This is a genomic window from Pantoea leporis (genome assembly GCF_028048155.1).
Lineage (GTDB): Bacteria > Pseudomonadota > Gammaproteobacteria > Enterobacterales > Enterobacteriaceae > Pantoea > Pantoea leporis.
This window is the reverse complement of record NZ_JALMEU010000004.1, coordinates 88,307-108,482: the sequence shown is the minus strand read 5'-3', so window position 1 is coordinate 108,482 and position 20,176 is coordinate 88,307. Positions and strand designations below refer to the sequence as shown.

General features: G+C 57.5%; 12 protein-coding genes. 5 read left to right on the top strand and 7 right to left on the bottom strand.

Features of this window, described 5'->3' with window-relative positions; genetic code table 11:
* Positions 1-18: 18 nt before the first annotated feature.
* From mdtC to MWH02_RS13210, 3 genes are read right to left on the bottom strand one after another with little or no spacing between them, the layout of a single operon-like run.
* Positions 19-3,090 carry a multidrug efflux RND transporter permease subunit MdtC gene (mdtC, locus tag MWH02_RS13220; RefSeq protein WP_271460811.1) on the bottom strand — a complete coding sequence of 1,024 codons (3,072 nt, stop codon included), beginning with the start codon at positions 3,088-3,090 and terminating at the stop codon, positions 19-21.
* Positions 3,087-6,209 carry an MdtB/MuxB family multidrug efflux RND transporter permease subunit gene (locus tag MWH02_RS13215; RefSeq protein ID WP_271460810.1) on the bottom strand — a complete coding sequence of 1,041 codons (3,123 nt, stop codon included), beginning with the start codon at positions 6,207-6,209 and terminating at the stop codon, positions 3,087-3,089. Before MWH02_RS13215 ends, mdtC begins: the two co-directional genes overlap by 4 nt.
* Complete coding sequence (locus MWH02_RS13210) at positions 6,209-7,429, bottom strand: MdtA/MuxA family multidrug efflux RND transporter periplasmic adaptor subunit (RefSeq protein WP_271460809.1); 1,221 nt, start codon at positions 7,427-7,429, stop codon at positions 6,209-6,211. The genes MWH02_RS13215 and MWH02_RS13210 overlap by 1 nt, the downstream gene beginning before the upstream one ends.
* Positions 7,430-7,669: 240 nt before the next feature.
* Here MWH02_RS13210 and MWH02_RS13205 point away from each other — a divergent pair, with 240 nt between their 5' ends.
* Together MWH02_RS13205 and MWH02_RS13200 are read left to right on the top strand one after the other, a co-directional pair.
* Entirely contained in the window at positions 7,670-8,632 is a 963-nt protein-coding gene (locus MWH02_RS13205; protein ID WP_271460808.1) for an aldo/keto reductase, read from the top strand.
* A gap of 218 nt (positions 8,633-8,850) precedes the next feature.
* Positions 8,851-10,185 carry a carbohydrate porin gene (locus MWH02_RS13200; protein ID WP_271460807.1) on the top strand — a complete coding sequence of 445 codons (1,335 nt, stop codon included), beginning with the start codon at positions 8,851-8,853 and terminating at the stop codon, positions 10,183-10,185.
* Positions 10,186-10,241: 56 nt separating this feature from the next.
* Here the strand turns inward: MWH02_RS13200 and yegD are convergent, their stop codons facing one another.
* The 3 genes from yegD to MWH02_RS13185 form a co-directional block, all read right to left on the bottom strand.
* Positions 10,242-11,594 (bottom strand): molecular chaperone, encoded by a 1,353-nt coding sequence (gene yegD / locus MWH02_RS13195; RefSeq protein WP_110866643.1) that lies wholly within the window; start codon positions 11,592-11,594, stop codon positions 10,242-10,244.
* Positions 11,595-11,671: 77 nt separating this feature from the next.
* Positions 11,672-14,236, bottom strand: coding sequence for a diguanylate cyclase (locus tag MWH02_RS13190; RefSeq protein WP_271460806.1), 2,565 nt, complete (start codon positions 14,234-14,236; stop codon positions 11,672-11,674).
* A gap of 161 nt (positions 14,237-14,397) precedes the next feature.
* On the bottom strand, positions 14,398-15,009 hold the full coding sequence (locus MWH02_RS13185; RefSeq protein WP_101763357.1) for a phosphatase PAP2 family protein: 612 nt from the start codon (positions 15,007-15,009) through the stop codon (positions 14,398-14,400).
* 230 nt (positions 15,010-15,239) lie between these two features.
* Between MWH02_RS13185 and udk the strand changes: the two genes are divergently transcribed.
* The 3 genes from udk to asmA all read left to right on the top strand — a co-directional run bounded on the left by udk (position 15,240) and on the right by asmA (position 18,476).
* Positions 15,240-15,878, top strand: coding sequence for a uridine kinase (gene udk / locus MWH02_RS13180; RefSeq protein WP_008104883.1), 639 nt, complete (start codon positions 15,240-15,242; stop codon positions 15,876-15,878).
* 72 nt (positions 15,879-15,950) lie between these two features.
* A complete protein-coding gene (dcd, locus tag MWH02_RS13175; protein WP_007888946.1) occupies positions 15,951-16,532 on the top strand; it encodes a dCTP deaminase in 582 nt (193 codons plus the stop codon).
* A gap of 144 nt (positions 16,533-16,676) precedes the next feature.
* Positions 16,677-18,476, top strand: coding sequence for an outer membrane assembly protein AsmA (gene asmA / locus MWH02_RS13170; RefSeq protein ID WP_271460805.1), 1,800 nt, complete (start codon positions 16,677-16,679; stop codon positions 18,474-18,476).
* Positions 18,477-18,579: 103 nt separating this feature from the next.
* Here asmA and MWH02_RS13165 read toward each other — a convergent pair whose 3' ends face one another.
* Positions 18,580-20,136, bottom strand: a complete 1,557-nt coding sequence (locus MWH02_RS13165; RefSeq protein WP_137386122.1) for a TerC family protein — start codon at positions 20,134-20,136, stop codon at positions 18,580-18,582.
* Positions 20,137-20,176 lie beyond the last annotated feature (40 nt).

The window sequence follows — 20,176 nt, the reverse complement described above, 5'->3', positions numbered from 1 at the left end:
GCAAGCGTATGTAGCAGGTCATTCAGCGGCTAACTGAACCTTTTTCTTACGCCGCCGCAGCTTATCCATCATCAAATAGACCACCGGCGTGGTGTAGAGCGTCAGCAGCTGGCTCATCACTAAACCCCCGGCGATGGTGATGCCGAGCGGCTGACGCAGCTCCGCGCCGTCACCGCTGGTCAGCACCAGCGGCAGTGCGCCAAACAGTGCGGCGAGCGTGGTCATCAGAATCGGGCGGAAACGCAGCTGGCACGCCTGGAAAATCGCATCGCGCGGCGACAGATTGCCGTTGCGCTCGGCATCCAGCGCAAAGTCGACCATCATGATGGCGTTCTTCTTCACGATACCGATCAGCAGCAGAATGCCAATCAGCGCAATCAGGCTGAACGGCGTGTTGAACAGCTCCAGCGCCAGCAGCGCGCCGACGCCCGCCGACGGCAGCGTGGAGAGAATGGTCAGCGGATGCACGTAGCTCTCATACAGAATGCCCAGCACGATATACACCGCCGCAATCGCCGCCAGCATCAGGTAGAGCTGATTGGATTGCGACTGCTGGAACACCTGCGCGGTGCCGGCAAAGCTGCCGCGCACGCTGGAAGGCACGCCAAGCGCGGTGATGGTGCGGTCAATAGCTTCAGACGCCTGCGACAGCGATACGCCTTCCGGCAGGTTGAAGGAAACGGTGGACGCCGCCGACAAGCCTTCGTGGTTCACCGATAGCGGCGCGTTGGCCGGTTGCCACTTGGCAAACCAGCTCAGCGGAATCGCTTTGCCTTCGCTGTTGATCACAAACATCTGATCGAGTGAACTGATGTCCTGGGTGTAGCGCGAATCAACTTCCATCACCACTTTGTACTGATTAAGCGGTTGATAAATGGTGGAGATCTGGCGCTGGCCAAAAGCGTTATTCAGCAGGGCGTTAGCGGCAGAGACATCAATGCCGAGCCGCGCCATGCTTTCACGGTCGTAAGTCAGGTTCATTTCACTGCCGTTGTCCTGCTGATCCGAGTTGACGTCCGCCAGCTCGGGCAGGGCGGCGAACGCCTGACGGATTTTCGGCTCCCATTCGCGCAAATCATTCAGGTTATCCGACAGCAAACTGTACTGATAGCTGGCGTTGGACTCACGTCCGCCAATGCGAATGTCCTGCACCGCGTTGAGATAGAGATTGGCACCGGGCTCTTTCGCCAGCTTGATACGCAGCCGGGCGATCACTTCCTGCGCGCTTTCGCTGCGCTCGGAGAGTGGCTTGAGCGAGACGAACATCGAGCCACTGTTAGTGCGCGAACCGCCGGTAAAGCCGGTGACGTTATCCACTGCCGGATCGGCTTTGATGATGTTCATGAAATCCTGCAGCTTGCCGCGCATCGCCTGGAACGAAATGCTCTGATCCGCCGAGATAAAACCTTGTAAGCGACCGGTATCCTGCTCCGGCATAAAGGTTTTCGGGATCGAGATGAACAGCCACACGGTGAGCGCCACGGTGCCGAGCAGCAACATCAGCACCCAAATGGCGTGATTCAGCACCCAACCCAATGAGCGCGCGTAGCCGTTTTGCACTTTCATCAGCAGTTTGCCGAAACCGCGGAGACGCGGCTGGCTGCGTTTGACCTGCGGTTTCAGCAGATAGGCGCACATCATTGGCGTCAGCGTGACCGAGATAAACAGCGAGATCAGAATCGCCACCGACAGCGTGATGGCGAACTCCGAGAAGAAGCGACCAATAATGCCGCCAATCATCAGCAGCGGCAGGAACACGGCAATCAGCGATAGGCTCATCGACAGCACGGTAAAACCGACCTCGCGCACGCCGGTCAGCGCCGCCTGCAGCGGCTTCATGCCCGCTTCGACGTGGCGCGCAATGTTCTCCAGCACCACAATGGCGTCATCGACGACAAATCCGGTGGCGATGGTCAACGCCATCAGCGACAGGTTATTCAGGCTGAAGCCACACAGATACATGGCGGCGAAGGTGCCAATCAATGAAACCGGCACCGCAGCGGCGGGGATCAGCGTGGCGCGCCAGTCACGCAGGAAGGCAAACACCACCAGAATCACCAGCGCGACGGCGATGATCAGCGACTGCTCCACTTCATGCAGCGAGGCGCGAATCGTTGGCGAACGGTCCTGCGCAATTTGCAGATCGATGGCGGCGGGGATCACGTCGTGCAGTTCCGGCAATTCGCCACGAATGCGATCGACGGTATCGATGATGTTGGCTTCCGGCGATTTACGCACCACCAGCAGCACCGCCGCTTTACCGTTGGTCATCCCGGCGTTGCGCACATCCTGCACCGAATCCTGCACGTTAGCGACATCGCTGAGGCGCACCGCCGCACCGTTGTTGTAATGCACCACCAGCGGCTGATATTCGCTGGCGGTTTGCAATTCTCCGTTGGTACGTAACTGCCAGCGCTGCTGCACATCGTCAATCGCGCCCTGCGGACGGCGCTGGTTGGCGTTGCTGATGGCGGTGCGCACCGCATCCAGTGATACGCCCTGGTTGAACAGCGCCTGCGGATTGAGTTCAACGCGCACCGCCGGCAGCGAACTGCCGCCGACTGTCACATCGCCCACGCCCTCAATCTGCGACAGTTTCTGCGCCAGTTGCGTTGAGGCGTAATCATACAGCTGACCGGGATTATAAATGTCTGAGGTCAGCGTCAGGATCATGATTGGCGCATCGGAAGGGTTGGCTTTGCGATAGCTGGGACGACTCGGCATGCCGGTTGGCAGCAGGCTTTGTGCGGCGTTGATCGCCGCCTGCACATCGCGCGCCGCACCGTTGATGTCGCGATCAAAATCGAACACCAGAATGATGCGCGTGCTGCCTAGCGAGCTGGTGGAGGTCATTTCGTTGACGCCCGCGATGCGCCCCAGCGAGCGCTCCAACGGCGTTGCCACCGATGCCGCCATGGTTTCCGGCGACGCACCGGGCAGCGAAGCCGAAATCAAAATCACCGGGAAATCCAGCTGTGGCAGCGGCGCCACCGGCAGCAGACGGAAGCCGAGAATACCGGCCAGCGCAATCGCCAGCGTCAGCAAAGTGGTGGCGACCGGACGATGGATAAACAGCGCGAAAAACTTCACGACTGCGCCTCCGGGCGCTTAAAGCGACGGCGCGTTGCGTGCGACAGGCGATCAAACAGCAGATAGATCACCGGCGTGGTGAACAGCGTCAGCACCTGGCTCACCACCAAACCGCCCACCATGGCGATGCCCAGCGGACGACGCAACTCCGCGCCAACGCCGGTGCTCAGCATCAGCGGCAGTGCACCGAGCAGCGCCGCCAGCGTGGTCATCAGAATTGGGCGGAAACGCAGCAAGCACGCCTGATAAATCGCCTCGCGCGGCGGCATGCCTTGCTCACGTTCCGCTGCCAGCGCGAAGTCGATCATCATGATGGCGTTTTTCTTCACGATACCGATCAGCAAAATAATGCCGATAATGGCGATGATATCCAGCTCATTACCGCTCAGCATCAGCGCCAGCAGCGCGCCGACACCGGCGGTGGGCAGCGTCGAGAGAATAGTGATGGGATGGATAAAGCTCTCATACAACACGCCGAGCACGATATACATCGCCACCACCGCCGCCACGATCAGCCACACGGTGCTGGACAGCGCCGCTTCAAAGGCCAGCGTGCTGCCCTGGAACTGCGTCATCATTTCGGCGGGCATGCCCACCTGATCTTCCGCTGCGCTCACCGCTTTCACCGCATCGCCCAACGAATACCCTTCCGCGACATCAAACGAGAAGGTCGCCGACGGGAACTGGTCGAGATGGTTGATGCTGAGCGCGGCGTGGCGCTGCTCAATCTGCGCGATGGCGCTAAGCGGCACGCTGCCGCCGTCGCTGCTGGTCAGACGAATGCCGTCGAGGCTCGCCAGTCCTGGCGTGGCGTCGCTGTTCTGCTCCAGCACCACGCGATACTGATTAGCCTGGGTGTAAATGGTGGAGATCAGGCGCTGGCCAAAGGCGTTATACAGCGCGTTATCCACGTCGGCCATGCTGATGCCGAGGCGGCTGGCGCTGTCACGATCGACTCTTACAAAAGCTTCCAGACCTTGATCCTGCCAGTCGCTGCTGACGTCGCGCAGTTGCGGCAGCGTGTTAAGTTGCGCCAGCAGTTTCGGCACCCACAAACTCAGCGACTCCAGCGAACCAGATTGCAGCGTGAACTGGTACGGCGTGCGACTCGCCTGGGTATCAATGGTCAAATCCTGCACCGGCTGCAGCCATAGGGAAATGCCGGGCACTTTGGCTAACGCCTGTTGCAGACGCTGCTGCACGGCCGGAATGCGATCGTCACGCTCATCCAGCGGCTTCAGGTTGATTTGCAGGCGCGCGCTGTTGAGCGCGGCGTTGGTGCCATCGACGCCGACAAACGAGGTCATGCTCTGCACCGCCGGATCTTTCATGATGATCGAGGCGACATCGCGCGTGCGCTCTGCCATGTTGGCGTAAGAGACCGACTGCGGCGCCTGCAAGGTGCCCTGAATAATGCTGTTATCCTGCTGCGGGAAGAATCCTTTGGGGATCACGATCCACAGCAACACGGTGATCAGCAAGGTGCCGAGCGCTACCGACAAGGTGATCCACGGATGCAGCAGCACGCGCGTTAAGCCGCGTCCGTAACGGGCAATAATGCGGTCAAACATCGCTTCGCTGGCCCGCGAGAAGCGGTTCTGCTTACGCAGCGATTCAGCGCTTAACATGCGGGCGCACATCATCGGCGTCAGCGTCAGCGACACCACGGCGGAGATCAAAATCGCCACCGCCAGCGTCACGGCGAATTCTCGGAACAAGCGGCCAATCACATCGCCCATAAACAGCAGCGGAATGAGCACCGCAATCAGCGAGAAGGTGAGGGAGATAATGGTAAAGCCAATCTCGCCCGCGCCTTTCAGCGCCGCCGTCAGCGGCTTTTCGCCTTTTTCGATATAGCGCGAGATGTTCTCGATCACCACGATGGCGTCATCAACCACAAAACCGGTGGCAATGGTCAGCGCCATCAGCGTCAGGTTGTTGATCGAGAAGCCCAGGAAATACATCGCGGCAAAGGTGCCGACCAGCGACAGCGGCACGGCGACGGCGGGAATGAGGGTCGCCGGAACGTTACGCAGGAACAGGTAAATGATCATCACCACCAAACCCATCGCCAGCATCAGTTCGTGCTGGGTATCGCTGACCGACGCGCGGATGTTGGTGGTGCGGTCGGTAAGCAGTTTCACCTCCACCGATTTCGGCAGCGTGGCGGTTAATCCGGGCAGCATGGCGCGAATATTATCGGCGGTGGCGATGATGTTAGCGCCGGGCTGGCGCTGCACGTTGAGCACAATCGCCTGCTGACGGTTCGCCCAGGCGCCCAGCCAGCTGTTTTCGGCACCTTGTTCGATGGTCGCCACATCGCCCAGTCGCACCGGCGCGCCGTTGTTATAGCTGATGATCAGCTTGCGATAGTCTTCCGCCGAGGTCATCTGATCGTTAGCCGACAGGGTAATTGAGCGCGTTGGGCCGTCGAGGCTGCCTTTCGCCGAATTGACGTTAGCGTTAGTAATGGCGGTGCGCACCGATTCGCTGGTCAGGCCGAGCGCAGCCAGCGCCTGGGTGTTCATCTTCACACGCACCGCAGGACGTTGCCCGCCCGACAGCGTGACTAAACCCACGCCCGAAACCTGAGAAATCTTCTGCGCCACGCGCGTTTCCACCATGTCCTGCACCTGCGTGAGCGGCATGCTGGTGGTGGTGACGGCGAGCGTCATGATCGGCGGGTCGGCCGGATTTACTTTGCTGTAGACCGGTGGATTTGGCAGATCGCTCGGCAGCAGATTGGTGGCGGAGTTGATCGCCGCCTGTACTTCCTGCTCGGCAACATCCAGTGGCAGCGTCAGCTGAAACTGCAATGTGACAACCGACGCGCCGCCCGAACTCTGCGACGCCATCTGCTTCAGGCCGGACATCTGGCCAAACTGGCGTTCCAGCGGCGCGGTAATGGAAGAGGTCACCACATCGGGAGAAGCGCCGGGATAGAGCGTAACCACTTGAATGGTCGGATAATCGACTTCAGGTAACGCGGAGACCGGCAGAAAACGGTAGCCGAGCACGCCGGCTAACAGAATGGCGATCATCAGCAGCGTGGTGGCGACCGGGCGCAGAATAAACAGGCGCGAAGGTCCACCGCTGCTGTCAGGAGGCATCACCTGCATTATTGACGCTCTCCGCGTGCGGGCTGCGCAGCGCGCGTGCTGTGGGTCGCGACGCTTTGCGGTGCCACCACTTCAACGGTGGCACCTTCCGTCAGGCGATCGAGCCCGTCGGTCACCACGCGTTCGCCTGCTTCGAGGCCCGCGCTGATCACCACTTTCTGGCTATCCTGCAAACCGGCGGTGACGCGTTTTTTGCTCACTTTGTTGTCGCTGTTGACCACCCAGACAAAGTGACCGTCGTTGCTCATCTGCAATGCGGCGGTGGGGATCACCACCGCATCCTGCAAGGTGTCCACTTTCAGACGCGCATTGACAAACTGATTCGGGAACAGCGTGTCATCTTCGTTGCTGAAGCGTGCTTTGAGTTTGATGGTGCCGGTGGTGGCATCGATCTGGTTATCGAGGCTCAACAGCGTGCCGCTGGTCAGCAGCGTTTTGTTGCTGCGATCCCAGGCTTCGACGATCAGCGGCTGTCCGCTTTTCTGCGCCTTGAGGATTTGGCTGATGTTGTTCTCGGCGACGCTGAACACCACGTCAATGGGGTGCGTTTCGGTGATCACCACCAATCCGGTGGTATCGCCGGAGGTGATGTAGTTGCCGACATCCACCTGCTTCAAGCCGACCCGTCCACCAATCGGCGCAGTAATGCGGCTGTAGGTGAGATTAAGCTGGGCGCTGGCGACGTTGCCTTCATCAGCTTTAAGGGTGCCGAGCGTTTCGCTCACCAGCGAACGTTGCGTATCGAGTTCCTGCTGCGACACCAGCGAGGTTTTCGCCAGTTTTTCATAGCGACTGAGATCGCGGCGCGCGTTGGCGAGCGTAGCCTGGTCTTTTGCCAGTTGGCCCTGCGCCTGAGTTAATGCCACCTGATAAGGGCGCGGATCGATTTCCGCCAGCAGCGCGCCAGCGGCCACTTGCTCTCCTTCCTGGAAGTGCAGCGCCATCAATTGGCCGTCAACGCGGCTGCGCACCGTAACGGTGTTGGCGGCGGTCACGGTGCCAAGGCCACTGAGGAAATACGGCACGCTTTGGGTGGTGGCAGCGGCGGCTTGCACTGGCGCTAAGGGGCGTTTGCCACCTGCGCCGCGACCACGCTGCTGCTGACCTTCGGCCTGCGGCTGTTTATTCGGTTCCGCTGGATGCTGCCACCAATAATATCCGCTCGCCAGCACGGCAATCACGGCTACGGCCAGTAAGCTTGTTTTAATTCGACGGTTCATCAAGGCGTGTGCTCTCCAGCATTTTTCGTTTTCCCCAATGCGAAATATAAAAATAGCCATTTCGCAAACGAATGATTGTAGTCGCCCGGACCGGGCAAAAATTGAAGGAAATAAGAATATCGCCCCATTAAAGGTAAGTATTCATATTCTGTAAATATTCTGCCAGCAATAGGCATAAGCGCGGCAATTTCCTTTGCTAAGCTCAATACAGACCTGTCTCGTTTGAATAAGGAGAACAAAATGAGTCAACAGAAACTCCGCCAGCTCGGCGACAGCGGTATTGAAGTTCCCCGTCTCACCTTTGGCGGCAATGTGTTTGGCTGGACGGTGGGTGAGAAAACCTCATTTTCCCTGCTTGATGCGCTGGTGGAGAAGGGCTTGTTCTTCATCGATACCGCCGACGTTTATTCGCGCTGGGCGCCGGGTAACGAAGGTGGCGAATCGGAAACCATCATCGGTAAATGGCTGAAGAAAAGCGGCAAGCGCGACAGCATCGTGCTGGCCACCAAAGTCGGCATGGAGCTGTCGCCGGAGAAAACCGGCCTCAAGCCGGCTTACATTCGTCAGGCGGTAGAAGATTCGCTGCGCCGCCTGCAAACCGACGTCATCGATCTTTATCAGGCGCACCGCGATGATGACACTACGCCGCTGCTGGACACGCTGAAAGCCTTCGATTCGCTGATCAAAGAGGGCAAAGTGCGTGCCATTGGCGCGTCTAACTATAACGCTAAACGTCTGCAGGAAGCGCTGGACGTGAGCAAGCAACATGGCCTGGCGCGCTATGAAACCCTGCAGCCGGAATACAATCTCTACGATCGTCAGGAGTATGAAAGCGGTTTGGAGCAGGTTGCGGTGAAAAATGGCCTCGGCGTGATTAACTACTATTCGCTGGCCAGCGGCTTCCTCAGCGGTAAGTACAAAAAGCCAGAGGATGCCAGCAAAAGTCAGCGCGGGCAGGGCATCGTCGACAAGTACCTGAATGAACGCGGCAAGCGCATTGTTGAAGCACTGGAAGATGTTGCCGCCTCGCACGATGTGTCGGCAACGCAGGTGGCGCTGGCGTGGCAGATTGCCCGTCCGAGCATTACCGCTCCGATTGTCAGCGCCACGTCGCTGGAGCAGTTGGATGAGTTGGTGAAAGCCACCCAGCTCGAGCTCAGCAAGCAAGAGATCGAAGAGCTGGCGAGCGCCAGCAAACTGTAAGGTTTTCAGGGACGCTGCGGCGTCCCGCTATTTTCCAGCTCTGCCTCACAAAAAATGCCATTTCCCACAAAAGATTTTCAATCATCGACAGATGTCACAATTGCGCTAACGCACTATCATCCTGCAGTAAACTGCGCACATATTTGCAAAAACTGACAAATCCTCAGCACTATCCTCTGTTCGATCCATTCCAGTAACTTCATATAAGAATAACCATCATGAACAGAAAAGAAGCAGTGCAGCATTTACCCCGCCTGGCAGCGGGAACTCTGATGTTTGCGATGCTGAGTGCATCTGCGCTGGCCGCTGATGCTTTCAGTTACGACTCTCCCTATATGTTTGGTGATTGGGGCGGTTACCGAACGCAGCTGGAAAATGACGGCATAAAATTCGACGTTAACTACACCATGGAAAGCGGCTCCAATCTGGCGGGCGGCGCCGATACCAACACCTCAATGCGCTACAGCGATCAGTGGGCGTTTGGCGCTAACTTCGACCTGGAAAAACTGCTCAACTGGCAGGATGCGCAATTCCAGATGACGATTACCGATCGTAATGGTCAGAACATTTCCGACAAGGTCGCCGATCGTCGCACCGGCATGTTGTCCTCCACTCAGGAAGTGTACGGACGCGGCCAAACCTGGCGTTTAACCCAGTTCTGGTTAAGCAAAGGTCTGTTCGATAACACCGTGAACCTGAAAGCCGGTCGCGTTACCGTCGGTGAAGATTTCGATAACTTTGACAGTAAGTTCCAGAACCTGGCGTTCGGTAGCGGCCAGGCCGGTAACTGGCGTGGCGATCGCTGGTTCAACTGGCCGGTGTCCCAATGGGGCGGCCGCGTGAAGGTGAATATCACACCTGAAGTGTTCTTCCAGGTGGGCTTCTATAACCAGAACCGCGCCAACTACGATCGCGGCGACGGATTCCGTCTTGATACCAGCAACTCCGAAGGCAATCTGGTGCCGGTAGAGTTGGGCTGGAAACCGACGTTAGGCGCCGACAAGCTGCCGGGTAATTACCGTATCGGCTATTACTACTCTTCGGTTAACGGCGACAACTACGGCAGCTGGCGCGATGGGGCTTATCAAAGCCAGGATCACGCTTACGGCGGCTACGTGCTGTTGCAACAGCAGCTGACCGCGCAGGGCGGCGATGCCAGCAGTGGTTTGGGCGTCACCGTTCAAGCGGTGATGAACGACCATAAAACCTCGAAAACGGATAACTATCAGTCGGTGAGCTTCACCTGGAAAGGGCCGTTTGATGCGCGTCCGCAGGATGAGATTGGTGTGGGTGCGGCACGTATTCATGTTAACAGCGCCTACACGCGTTCGCAGCGAGAGCAGAACAACGCGAACGGTGAGACCGACTTCAATAGCCCAACCTACCTGCCGATTCAGGATGGCTCAGAGTACAACTATGAGATCTACTACAACGCCCAGCTGACCAAATGGCTGCAATTGCGTCCGAACCTGCAATATGTGGTGGCGCCGGGGGCGGTAAGTGAAGTGAAAGATGCGTTTGTGGGTGGGATCAGTGCGAACGTGAATTTCTAATCTGGCAGAATCTGTGACTTTGCCCTCTCCCTTTGGGAGAGGGCAGGGAGAGGGGATTATCTGAACATCACTTCAGCCCAGCGGGCGAGGCCGGCGGTCACCGAGGCGAAGTCATCGCCGCTGGCGATAGGCGTATCGGGCAGCGCCTGCTGTAACGCCGCACGCAACACCGGAGAACGTGCGCTACCGCCGGTGAGATAAATCACTTCCGGCTTGGTTTCGCAGGTGGCGAGCGCCAGATGCACTTGCTCCAGAATGCGCTCCAGCGGTTGATTAATCGCTTCTTCCAGCTGCGCAGCGCTAATTTGCGCCTGCAATTGCGCGGCGATAAACGCCAGCGAGGCATCGGTCTCTTTCACCTCCGACAGCGCAATCTTGCTCTCTTCCGCTGCACGCACCAGACGATAGCTCAGCTTCTGCTGCCACACTTTCAGCAGGTGCGCCACTTTGTCGCTGTGTTCAGCATCGCGAATCAAATCGCGCAGCAGTTTGCCGCTGGCCGCGGAATAGAAGTCGCTTTGTGCCGGAACGTCGTTGATCGCCACCGCATTCCACCACGGCAGCGCGGGCAGCGCGGTGCCTTTCTGCGTATTGCCACCGAGCCCCAGCAGCGGCATCAGGGTTTTAAACGCCAGCATAATGTCGAGATCGTTTCCGCCCACGCGGCATCCGCTGTGGCCAAGTAAACTTTCACGGCGATCGGTTTTATGACGCCATTCCGGCCCCATCAGCAGCATCGAGCAGTCGGTGGTGCCGCCGCCGATATCGACGACTAATACGCGCGTCTCTTTCTGCAGCGTGGCTTCGAAATCGAGGCCCGCCGCCACCGGCTCAAACTGGAACTCCACATCACGAAAACCGGCGCGCTGTGCCGCTCGCAGCAGAATGCCTTGCGCCTGCTGGTTAGCCTCTTCGCCGCCTAAACCCTGGAAGTTAATAGGGCGGCCAATCACCGCTTGCTCAATCGGGCGATCGAGCTGGGTTTCGCCTTGCTGACGAATGTGCAGCATCATCGCGCACACCAAATCTTCAAAGAAGGCGATCTGCTGTGGCTTCAGGCCGTTAGCGCCGAGGAAGGATTTCGGTGACTTCACGAACCACACTTCTTCGGGATCGACCATATATTGCTGCAGCGCGGTCAAACCGAACTGCACGCTGCCTGGCGTGACGTCGATATCTTCTTCGCGGTTATAGCGCAGCGCACGCTGCAATAAGGCGGTGCCTTCGCTGTCGGGCGTTGGCACCTGATGATGGCGATGCAGCCATTCGCTGATCGCTTCACGCGTTGGCGCGCAAATCATGGAGGGAAGCAAGCGCTGACCATTCTCCAGTGTCAGCAGGCGCGGCGTGCCATTATCGCTGACCGCAATTGAGCAGTTTGCTGTGCCGTAATCGAATCCGATAAACATATTTATCCCCCATGCCGGAAAAAAGGGGGCGACTTTAGCGCAGCCAGCGCGGGCTGGCAATGGGCAGACGTGGCAGATTACATCTGCACTTCCTGATAAACGTGATACTGACCACGGCCCGCGTGTTTTGCGCTGTAACAGGCGACATCGGCCTGTGACATCACCACATTGCTGATGCAGTTGCGTTGATCAATTTGCGTGATGCCGGCACTTGCGCCGACATGATAAGTCTGCTCCTGCCACATAAAGCGATATTCGCTCACGGCGGTGACGATACGCTGCACCACGTCGCGCACCTGATCCACTTCGCAATTCGGCATTAGCACGCCAAATTCGTCGCCGCCCAAACGCGCCAGCATATCGCTGCTGCGCAGATGATGCGGCATCAGCTCTGCCAGTTCGCGCAGCAGCGCATCACCGGCGGCATGCCCGGCGGTATCGTTCACCGCCTTGAATTTATCCAGATCGATAAATACCAAGACGTGATGGGTGTGGTTGGCCGCCGCATCGTTCACCAACTGCTTCAAACGCTGCTCGAAGCTGTGGCGATTTGGCAGGCGCGTCAGCATATCGTGTGAAGCGCTGTAGCTCAGGCGCTTCATCACCTTGCGCGATTCACTGACGTCCTGAATAACCATCACCGCGCCGATGCTGGCGCCGGTCAGGGTTTTCAGCGGCGTGATGCTGTAGTGGATCTCCACGCGCGTGCCGTCTGGTGTATGCAGCACCAGCTCTTCATCGAGTTCGGGAGAGATTTTTTCGTCCGGCAGCTGGCACAACAGCAAATTATCGACGCGCGGGCCGCTCGCGCCGCGCGTGATGTTAAGCAGTTCGGTAATGGGTACGCCTGCGGCTTTTTCCTGTGGCCAGCCGCTCAGCGTTTCGGCCACCGGATTCATAAAGGTGACGCGCATTTCATCATCGGTACTGATCACCGCTTCACCGATGGAATCGAGGGTGATCGCCATGCGCTCTTTTTCCTGGAACAGCGCTTCATTCAGCGCGCGCAGCGGCGTGATGTCCTGACAGATGCCGAGCATACGTTCAATCTGCCCATCCTGACTCAGAATGCGGTTGGCCTCAGAGCGCACGTAGCGCGGGCCTTCCGGTAGATTAATCCGGTATTCCAGCTGGAAAGCGCTGCGGCGTTCGATGGCCTGCTGCACCGCAAGCGTGGCGGTTTCCCGCTCGGCCGGATCAAGCAGATGCACCCACAGATCGTAGGTGGGCGTCTGGTGCGGACTTAAGCCAAATAGCTCATACATGCGCTTGTCCCACAACATCTCGCCGGTCAGCAGATTCCACTCCCAGACGCCAATGCCGCCAGCTTCATTGGCCAGCGTGATGCGCTCCATCAAGCGTCGATTAATCTGCTCACTCTGCTTCAATTCGGAGATATCGATAATCTGCGCGATGAAGTAGTGCGGCTGTTGCGCGGCGTCGCGCACCATCGATACCGTCAGGCGCGCCCAGACGATTTCGCCATCCTTGCGGAAATAGCGCTTCTCCATGGTGTAGGTCATGATTTCACCCGCCACCAATCGCTCCAGCTGCTGTAAATCGTTGTTGAGATCGTCGGGATGGGTGATTTGCTGGAAGGTGAGCTTTTTCAGCTCATCGGCCGGGAAACCCAGCGTCTGGCACAGTGAATGATTGACCTGCTGCCAACCGCCATTCGGCGAAACCAGCGCCATGCCAATCGCGGAGTATTCCATAGCGTTACGGAAGCGGGTTTCACTCTCGCTGATATGATGCTTCTCGCGCTGGAAGGCATCCATCACCAGCGCCATCACGTGGCTCGGCAGCAGCACCAACAGAAATGGCAGCCAGGTGCTGACCTGGCCGAGCAGCATGCCGTTTTGCGCCAGGTTGACCCAGTTAAAGGCCAGCAGAATCGAGATGAAACTGGCGTTGAGGAAGAACAGCAGAAACGCTTCGAACTTGGGTAGCCGCACCGAGCACCAAAAAAGAATCACCACAATAAAAGTGAAGGGCCACGGCAGAAAACGCAGCGACAAATAGCTGGCGAGCAGCGTGACAAGCAGCGTCAGGCCGGTTTCCAACTGACGGTCTGGCGTCAAAATCTGGCGCAGCGGTTTATTTGGCCACAGCAATAACACCGGGCCAAACGCCAGCACGCCGATCACCTCAGAAATCACCCACGTCGAGAAGAAGGGCAGTGACGCATTGCTGCCCACATGCAGCATCCACAATGCCACGACGCCACCTAACAGCGGCGCAATCAGGCCGGCGCATAGGGCAAAGCGCACCCAGTCGAGTAACGAATTGAGCGGGGCGCGGCGATCGAGCAGCGCGCGCAGCATCACGCCGCCCAGAATCGCCTGTACCATATTTAAGATGGCGAACTTAATGTTACTGAGTGCGGGACCAATAATGATCAGATTGGCCAACGCGGTACCCAGTACGCAGGCAAGCAGCAGTAAGGGAACGTGTTTGGAGTGGGCGCGAAACACGATCACCGTCATCAGCGCGGTGGAGTACCAAAGCGGCGAAATACGGCCACTGACAACAATCAGTTCCAGGCAAAATAGCGTCAGTAGAAAAGTGAGCCCGCCAATGAGCAAGGCATTGAGCCAGGTTCGCTGTGGCCTTTCCTGTGAAGTTAGTATCTCGAGGGTCATGCAAGAATCCAGCAGCGCGCACCTGATTCACGATGGAAAATGCGCCAATCAATCACTATTTTGCATGCTAGCACATCTGTTTGAGATGTCTGCGGGGAATTCGACTTTAGTCGTTATTCACTGAATTGATTGGCCCTTTGCGCGCAAAGGGCCAAACGGTATTAGCGAAAAAGATCGGCGCGGGTAAACGGCTTTTCTAAGCCGGCAAGATTGGCAGAGAAGCGTTCGAGGAACTGTTGGGTGGTGGCGACGCGGCCGTGGCTCAGCAGCAACAGCGGCACCAGCAGCGCGACGCCAATCTGCGGCAGGCTAAAGCCCTTCAGTGAAGTGCGGCGCTGCGTCAGCAGGAATGCGGTGCTAAGCGTAAAGCCAAGCATCAGGCCCGCCAGCACTTCGCTTTTGGAGTGCGCGTGGATGACCAGGCGCGACAGGCCAACCATCAACGGGATCAGATAGCCGATGCCAATGGTAAACAGGCGCCAGCGCGGCGACCAGCGGCCGGAGATCAGCCACATCATCACCGGCCAGAGCGTGGCCGACATCGCGCTGTGGCCGCTGAAGCCGGTAAAGTTGAATCGGGCGCTACCAATGCCAAAGCCGAGAAACAGGATTTTCGAGACGCTCACCACCAGGCCAGCCAGACCAAACGCCAGCACCCAATACCAGACGGTTTGGCGGTTGTCGCTTTTCCATGGCAAGACCAGCGCGATGATCACCGCGGTCGGGATCAGCAACATGCTGTCGCCAAAATAGGTCAGGGTTTTCCAGCTCATACTTTTCCTTGCGGCTATATTCGGAGTGCCAACGCCGGCTACAGTGTTGGCAGATGAACAGTGTATCGATTAAGCGTCTGGCTGCAAAAGGGGATATTCTGAAAAGCCGTTGGCCCATTTCTCTGGCATCAACCCGGTGAAATACCTATAATTGCCGCCAACTAACCCTCTCATTCGGCCCGTTGCAGCTTCGGCTTAGGCAGGCTCCAGTTATCAGGTCTTAAAAAAGTATGACTGACAAGTCTCATCAGTGCGTGATCGTTGGCATCGCAGGTGCATCCGCATCCGGAAAAAGTCTTATCGCCAGCACGCTCTATCGTGAAATCCGTGACCAGGTCGGTGACGAGCATATCGGTGTGATCCCCGAAGATGCCTACTATAAAGATCAGAGCCACCTCACCATGGAAGAGAGGGTGAAAACCAACTATGACCATCCGAGTGCGATGGATCATGATCTGTTGTTGCAGCATCTGCGCGCGCTTAAAGCTGGTCAGGAAATTGAGTTGCCGGTTTACAGCTATGTTGAGCACACCCGCACCAGCGACTGTATTCATCTCAAATCGAAGAAAGTCATTATTCTCGAAGGCATCTTGCTGTTAACCGATGCCCGCCTGCGTCAGGAGATGAATTTCTCTATCTTCGTCGATACGCCGCTGGATATCTGTTTGATGCGCCGCATGAAGCGCGATGTGAATGAGCGCGGTCGCTCCATGGATTCGGTGATGAGCCAGTATCAGAAGACCGTGCGTCCGATGTTCCTGCAATTTATTGAACCTTCCAAGCAGTACGCTGACATCATTGTGCCGCGCGGCGGAAAAAACCGTATCGCCATTGATATCCTCAAGGCCAAGATTAATCAGTATCTTTGACGACATAGCGTCCGCCCCGGCGTGACGCGCTGTCGTAGCCATTCGCTACACTTAATTCATGGAGTACCTGCGATGAGATTATGCGATCGCGATATTGAAGCCTGGCTGGACAACGGAAAGTTGGCGATTGAGCCGCGCCCGCCAGTGGAACGCATTAACGGCGCCACAGTGGATGTGCGCCTCGGCAATCAGTTCCGCACTTTTAGCGGTCATACGGCGGCGTTTATTGATTTGAGTGGTCCAAAGCATGAAGTCAGTGCCGCGCTGGACCGTGTGATGAGCGACGAGATTGTGCTGCCGGAAGGCGAAGCCTTTTTCCTGCATCCTGGCGAGCTGGCGCTGGCGGTAACGCTGGAATCGGTCACCATTCCTGACGATCTGGTCGGCTGGCTGGATGGCCGCTCTTCGCTGGCACGCCTGGGTTTAATGGTGCACGTCACGGCGCACCGTATCGATCCGGGCTGGCAAGGCCGCATCGTGCTGGAGTTCTATAATTCAGGCAAACTGCCGCTGGCGCTGCGTCCAGGCATGTTGATTGGTGCATTGAGCTTTGAGCCGCTGTCGGGCCCAGCTGCGCGACCGTATAACCGTCGCGAAGATGCCAAATATCGTGGTCAGCAGGGCGCGGATGCCAGCCGCATCGACAAAGACTGACTACAAAATGCTTGCCAAAATACGTCGAGGTGCAGCAAGGCGGCAAGCGAGTCAATCGCCGGCAGCTTACATCAGTAAGTGACCGCGGGGAGCGAGCGCAGCCAACGCTGCTGCAACGTGAAGTATGAAGGCAATGAGGATGTGATGAGAAGAGTGATAACAACGCTGGCCATCCTGTTAGTGGTGGTGGTGGCGGGCATGACGGCATTGGTGTTGCTGGTCAATCCCAACGACTTTCGTACCTACATGGTAAAGCAGGTAGAACAGCGCAGTGGTTATCAGCTTCAGGTAGGCGGCGATCTGCGCTGGCACGTCTGGCCGCAGCTTAGCATTCTCGCCGGACGCATGAGTCTGACCGCGCCGGGTGCGACGCAGCCGATGGTCACCGCCGATAATATGCGCCTGGATGTCCATCTCTGGCCGCTGTTGTCGCATCAGCTTAGCGTCAGCCAGGTGATGCTGAAAAACGCCATCATCCGCGTCACGCCAGACAGCGCCGCACAAAAGCCGAGCGGCGCGCCAGTGGGGCCGGGTGATGCCGAGCCAGTGAGCAGCAGCGATAACGGCTGGTCATTCACGATTGGCAAACTGCGTCTTGCCGACAGCCTGCTGATTTGGCAGCAGCCCGGCGGCGACGAATATAATTTCCGCGACCTCAATCTCAACCTCGATCAGGATGCCAGCAAGCAGGCCAGCATCAATCTGGCTACCCGGATTTCGCGTAATCAGCGCAATGTTAGCGTCAATCTCAAAGGGCAGATGAATGTGGCGCAATATCCACATCGTCTGGTCGGACAGCTGGATGAGTTGAATTACGCCATCGACGGCGCCAATCTGCCGACGCAGGGCATCAAAGGCACCTTGAGCGGGCAGGGCGAATGGAACGGTGACAATCAGCGTTTTTCCCTACAGAAGATGCAGCTCACCGCCAATGACAGCGCACTGGATGGCAGCGCCGAGGGGCGTCTGGCGCTGCCGCAGCAGCTTAATCTGGCGCTGCATGCCACTCGTTTAGACATCGACGCGTTGATGGCGAATGCACCGGTGACGGATAGCAGCGCGCCGCAGCGAGCCAATGTGGTGAGCACGCCAGTGATTGCTGAACCGCGAATGCGTGATAACAGCAACTCGCCGCTGAATCAGCTGGATTTGACGCTCAATCTCACCGCCGATAGCAGCGTGTGGCGCGGCCTGACGCTGACCAACCTGCAGATCGATGCCAGCAATCAGCAAGGTTTGATGACGCTGAGTAAGCTGCAAGGCAAATTTGGCGAAGGCCATTTCTCCGTTCTCGGTTCGGTGGATATCCGCAAACCGGTGACGCAAGTGGCATTCCAGCCTGAGCTGGATAACATCGCCATTGCGCCGCTGCTGAAAGCATTAGAACTGCCAGAAACGCTGCAAGGCACGGTTTCACTGCAAGGCGATGTGAGCGGTGCTGGATTGAGCATTGAAGAGGCAAAACGTAACTGGCAGGGCAGTGCGGATCTGGAAGCCACTAATTTGCAGCTTTCGCAGCTGAATCTGCAGCAGATGGTGCGCCGTGCGGTGGCGCGCGTCAGTAATCGTGTCACCAACGATCAACCCGACGATCAGGGCATTCAGCAGTTGAGTGGGCGCGTGAGTCTCAAGCAAGGCATCTTCAGCTTGCCGGATCTGCAGGGCGGCAACAGTCGTCTGGCGGTGCAGACCAAAGGCAATGTCGATATGGTCAAACAGCAGCTCGACGTCACCATTAATATGATGCTGCGCGGCTGGCAGGGCGACGATAAATTAGCTGCGCTGCTGAACCAGCAAACTATTCCGCTGCGTATGTACGGCGGCTGGAATAATCTGCAGTACTCGTTGCCGGTGGATGACGTGGTGCGTCAGCAACTGCAAAGCGAAGCGAAGTCGCGGCTCAATCAGTGGCTGGATCGCCAACAACCGGCGAAGCAGCCGTAGGGGCGCCATCCAGGGCGTAATGCCGAACAGTTAAGCGCAAGAGCGACTTTCGTTCGCCTTGCGCTAAGGCAGTTGCAGCATGTTCGTGCGGCGACCTGGTTAATTATGGTGCTATCGGCACTATCTCCACTTTCTGCACACGGTGATTTTCTACCTGCAACGTTCGCAGCAGATAATCACCGATCTGCAACTCTTCGCCTTCCTGCGGCACATGTTGCAGGCTGTCCATCAGTAATCCCGCCAGCGTGTGGTAATTGCGCTTTTCATCGAGTGGCAGCTGCACGTAGACGGCTAAATCCTCTAACGGCATATGACCATTCGCCACCCAACCGCCGTCGGGCAGCACTTGAATATCATAGCGCGCATCGATTTTTTCCCCTTCATTCGGCAGATTGCCGGCGATGGTTTCCATCAGATCGCTCAGCGTGACCACGCCTTCCACCGAACCAAACTCATCCACCACAAAGGCGAAGTGGGTGCGCGCGTTGCGGAACTGTTCCAGCGCCTGTAATAAGGTGACGCGCTCAGGAAAGATCAACGGCTGGCGAATCAGCGAGCGTAAATCCAGTGATTTGCTGTGCAACGATTGATGCAGGAGATCAATCACGTGCACCACACCGAGCGGGTCGCGGCCCTGTTCGGTCACCAGAATACGCGTGTGTTGATTGCGATCGAGCTTCGCCATAATCTCCGCCGGATCTTCGGTGAGGTCGATATGCTCGACGTCGTGGCGCGACGTCATGATGCTATTAATCTGGCGCTGACCCAGCCCCAGTACGCGCGCAATCATGCGCCGTTCCTGACGGTTAAATAGTGCGCCTTCTTCGCTATCGCTGACCAGTGACGCGGTATCGGCGTCCAGTTCCGCACGCTGCGCCTCGCCGCGCAGAATGCGCAAAACGGCTTCTGACGTGCGCTGACGCAGTGGACGGCCGGCAGTGAGAAAGCGGCGGCGATTGAACATCGCCAACTGATTGAGTATCTCAATGACGATAGAGAAACCAATCGCCGCGTAAAGATACCCTTTTGGAATAATGAAGCCTAACCCCTCGGCCACCAGGCTGAAGCCGATCATGAGCAGGAAGCTCAGACAGAGAATCACGATGGTTGGATGGCCGTTAACGAAACGCGTCAGCGGCTTACTCGCCAGCAGCATCAGCAGAATCGCTATCGTTACTGCCGCCATCATCACCGGCAGCTCGTTGACCATGCCAACGGCGGTAATCACCGAGTCCAGCGAGAAGATGGCGTCCAGCACCACTATTTGCGCCACCACCGGCCAGAATTTAGCACCGTTCTTATTTTGACCAGTTTCCTCGTCGGCGCCTTCCAGGCGACTGTTTAACTCGGTGGTGGCTTTATAAAGAAGAAAGAAACCACCGCACAGCAGCAGCAGATCGCGGGCGCTGAAGTCGTGGTGCAACAGAGTAAACAGCGGTTGTGTCAGGGTTACCAGCCAGGAAAGTGAGGCGAGCAGCGCTAAACGCGACACCAGCGCGAGAAGCAGGCCGATAATGCGCGCACGGTCGCGTTCCTTCGGCGGCAGCTTTTCGACGAGGATGGCAATGAAAACCAGGTTATCAATGCCCAACACCAGCTCCAGAACGATTAGCGTTACTAATCCTGCCCAGAGCGACGGATCAATGATCCACTCCAACATGTGTTAATCACCTTAATGTCTGTGTTATGCGCTTAATCTG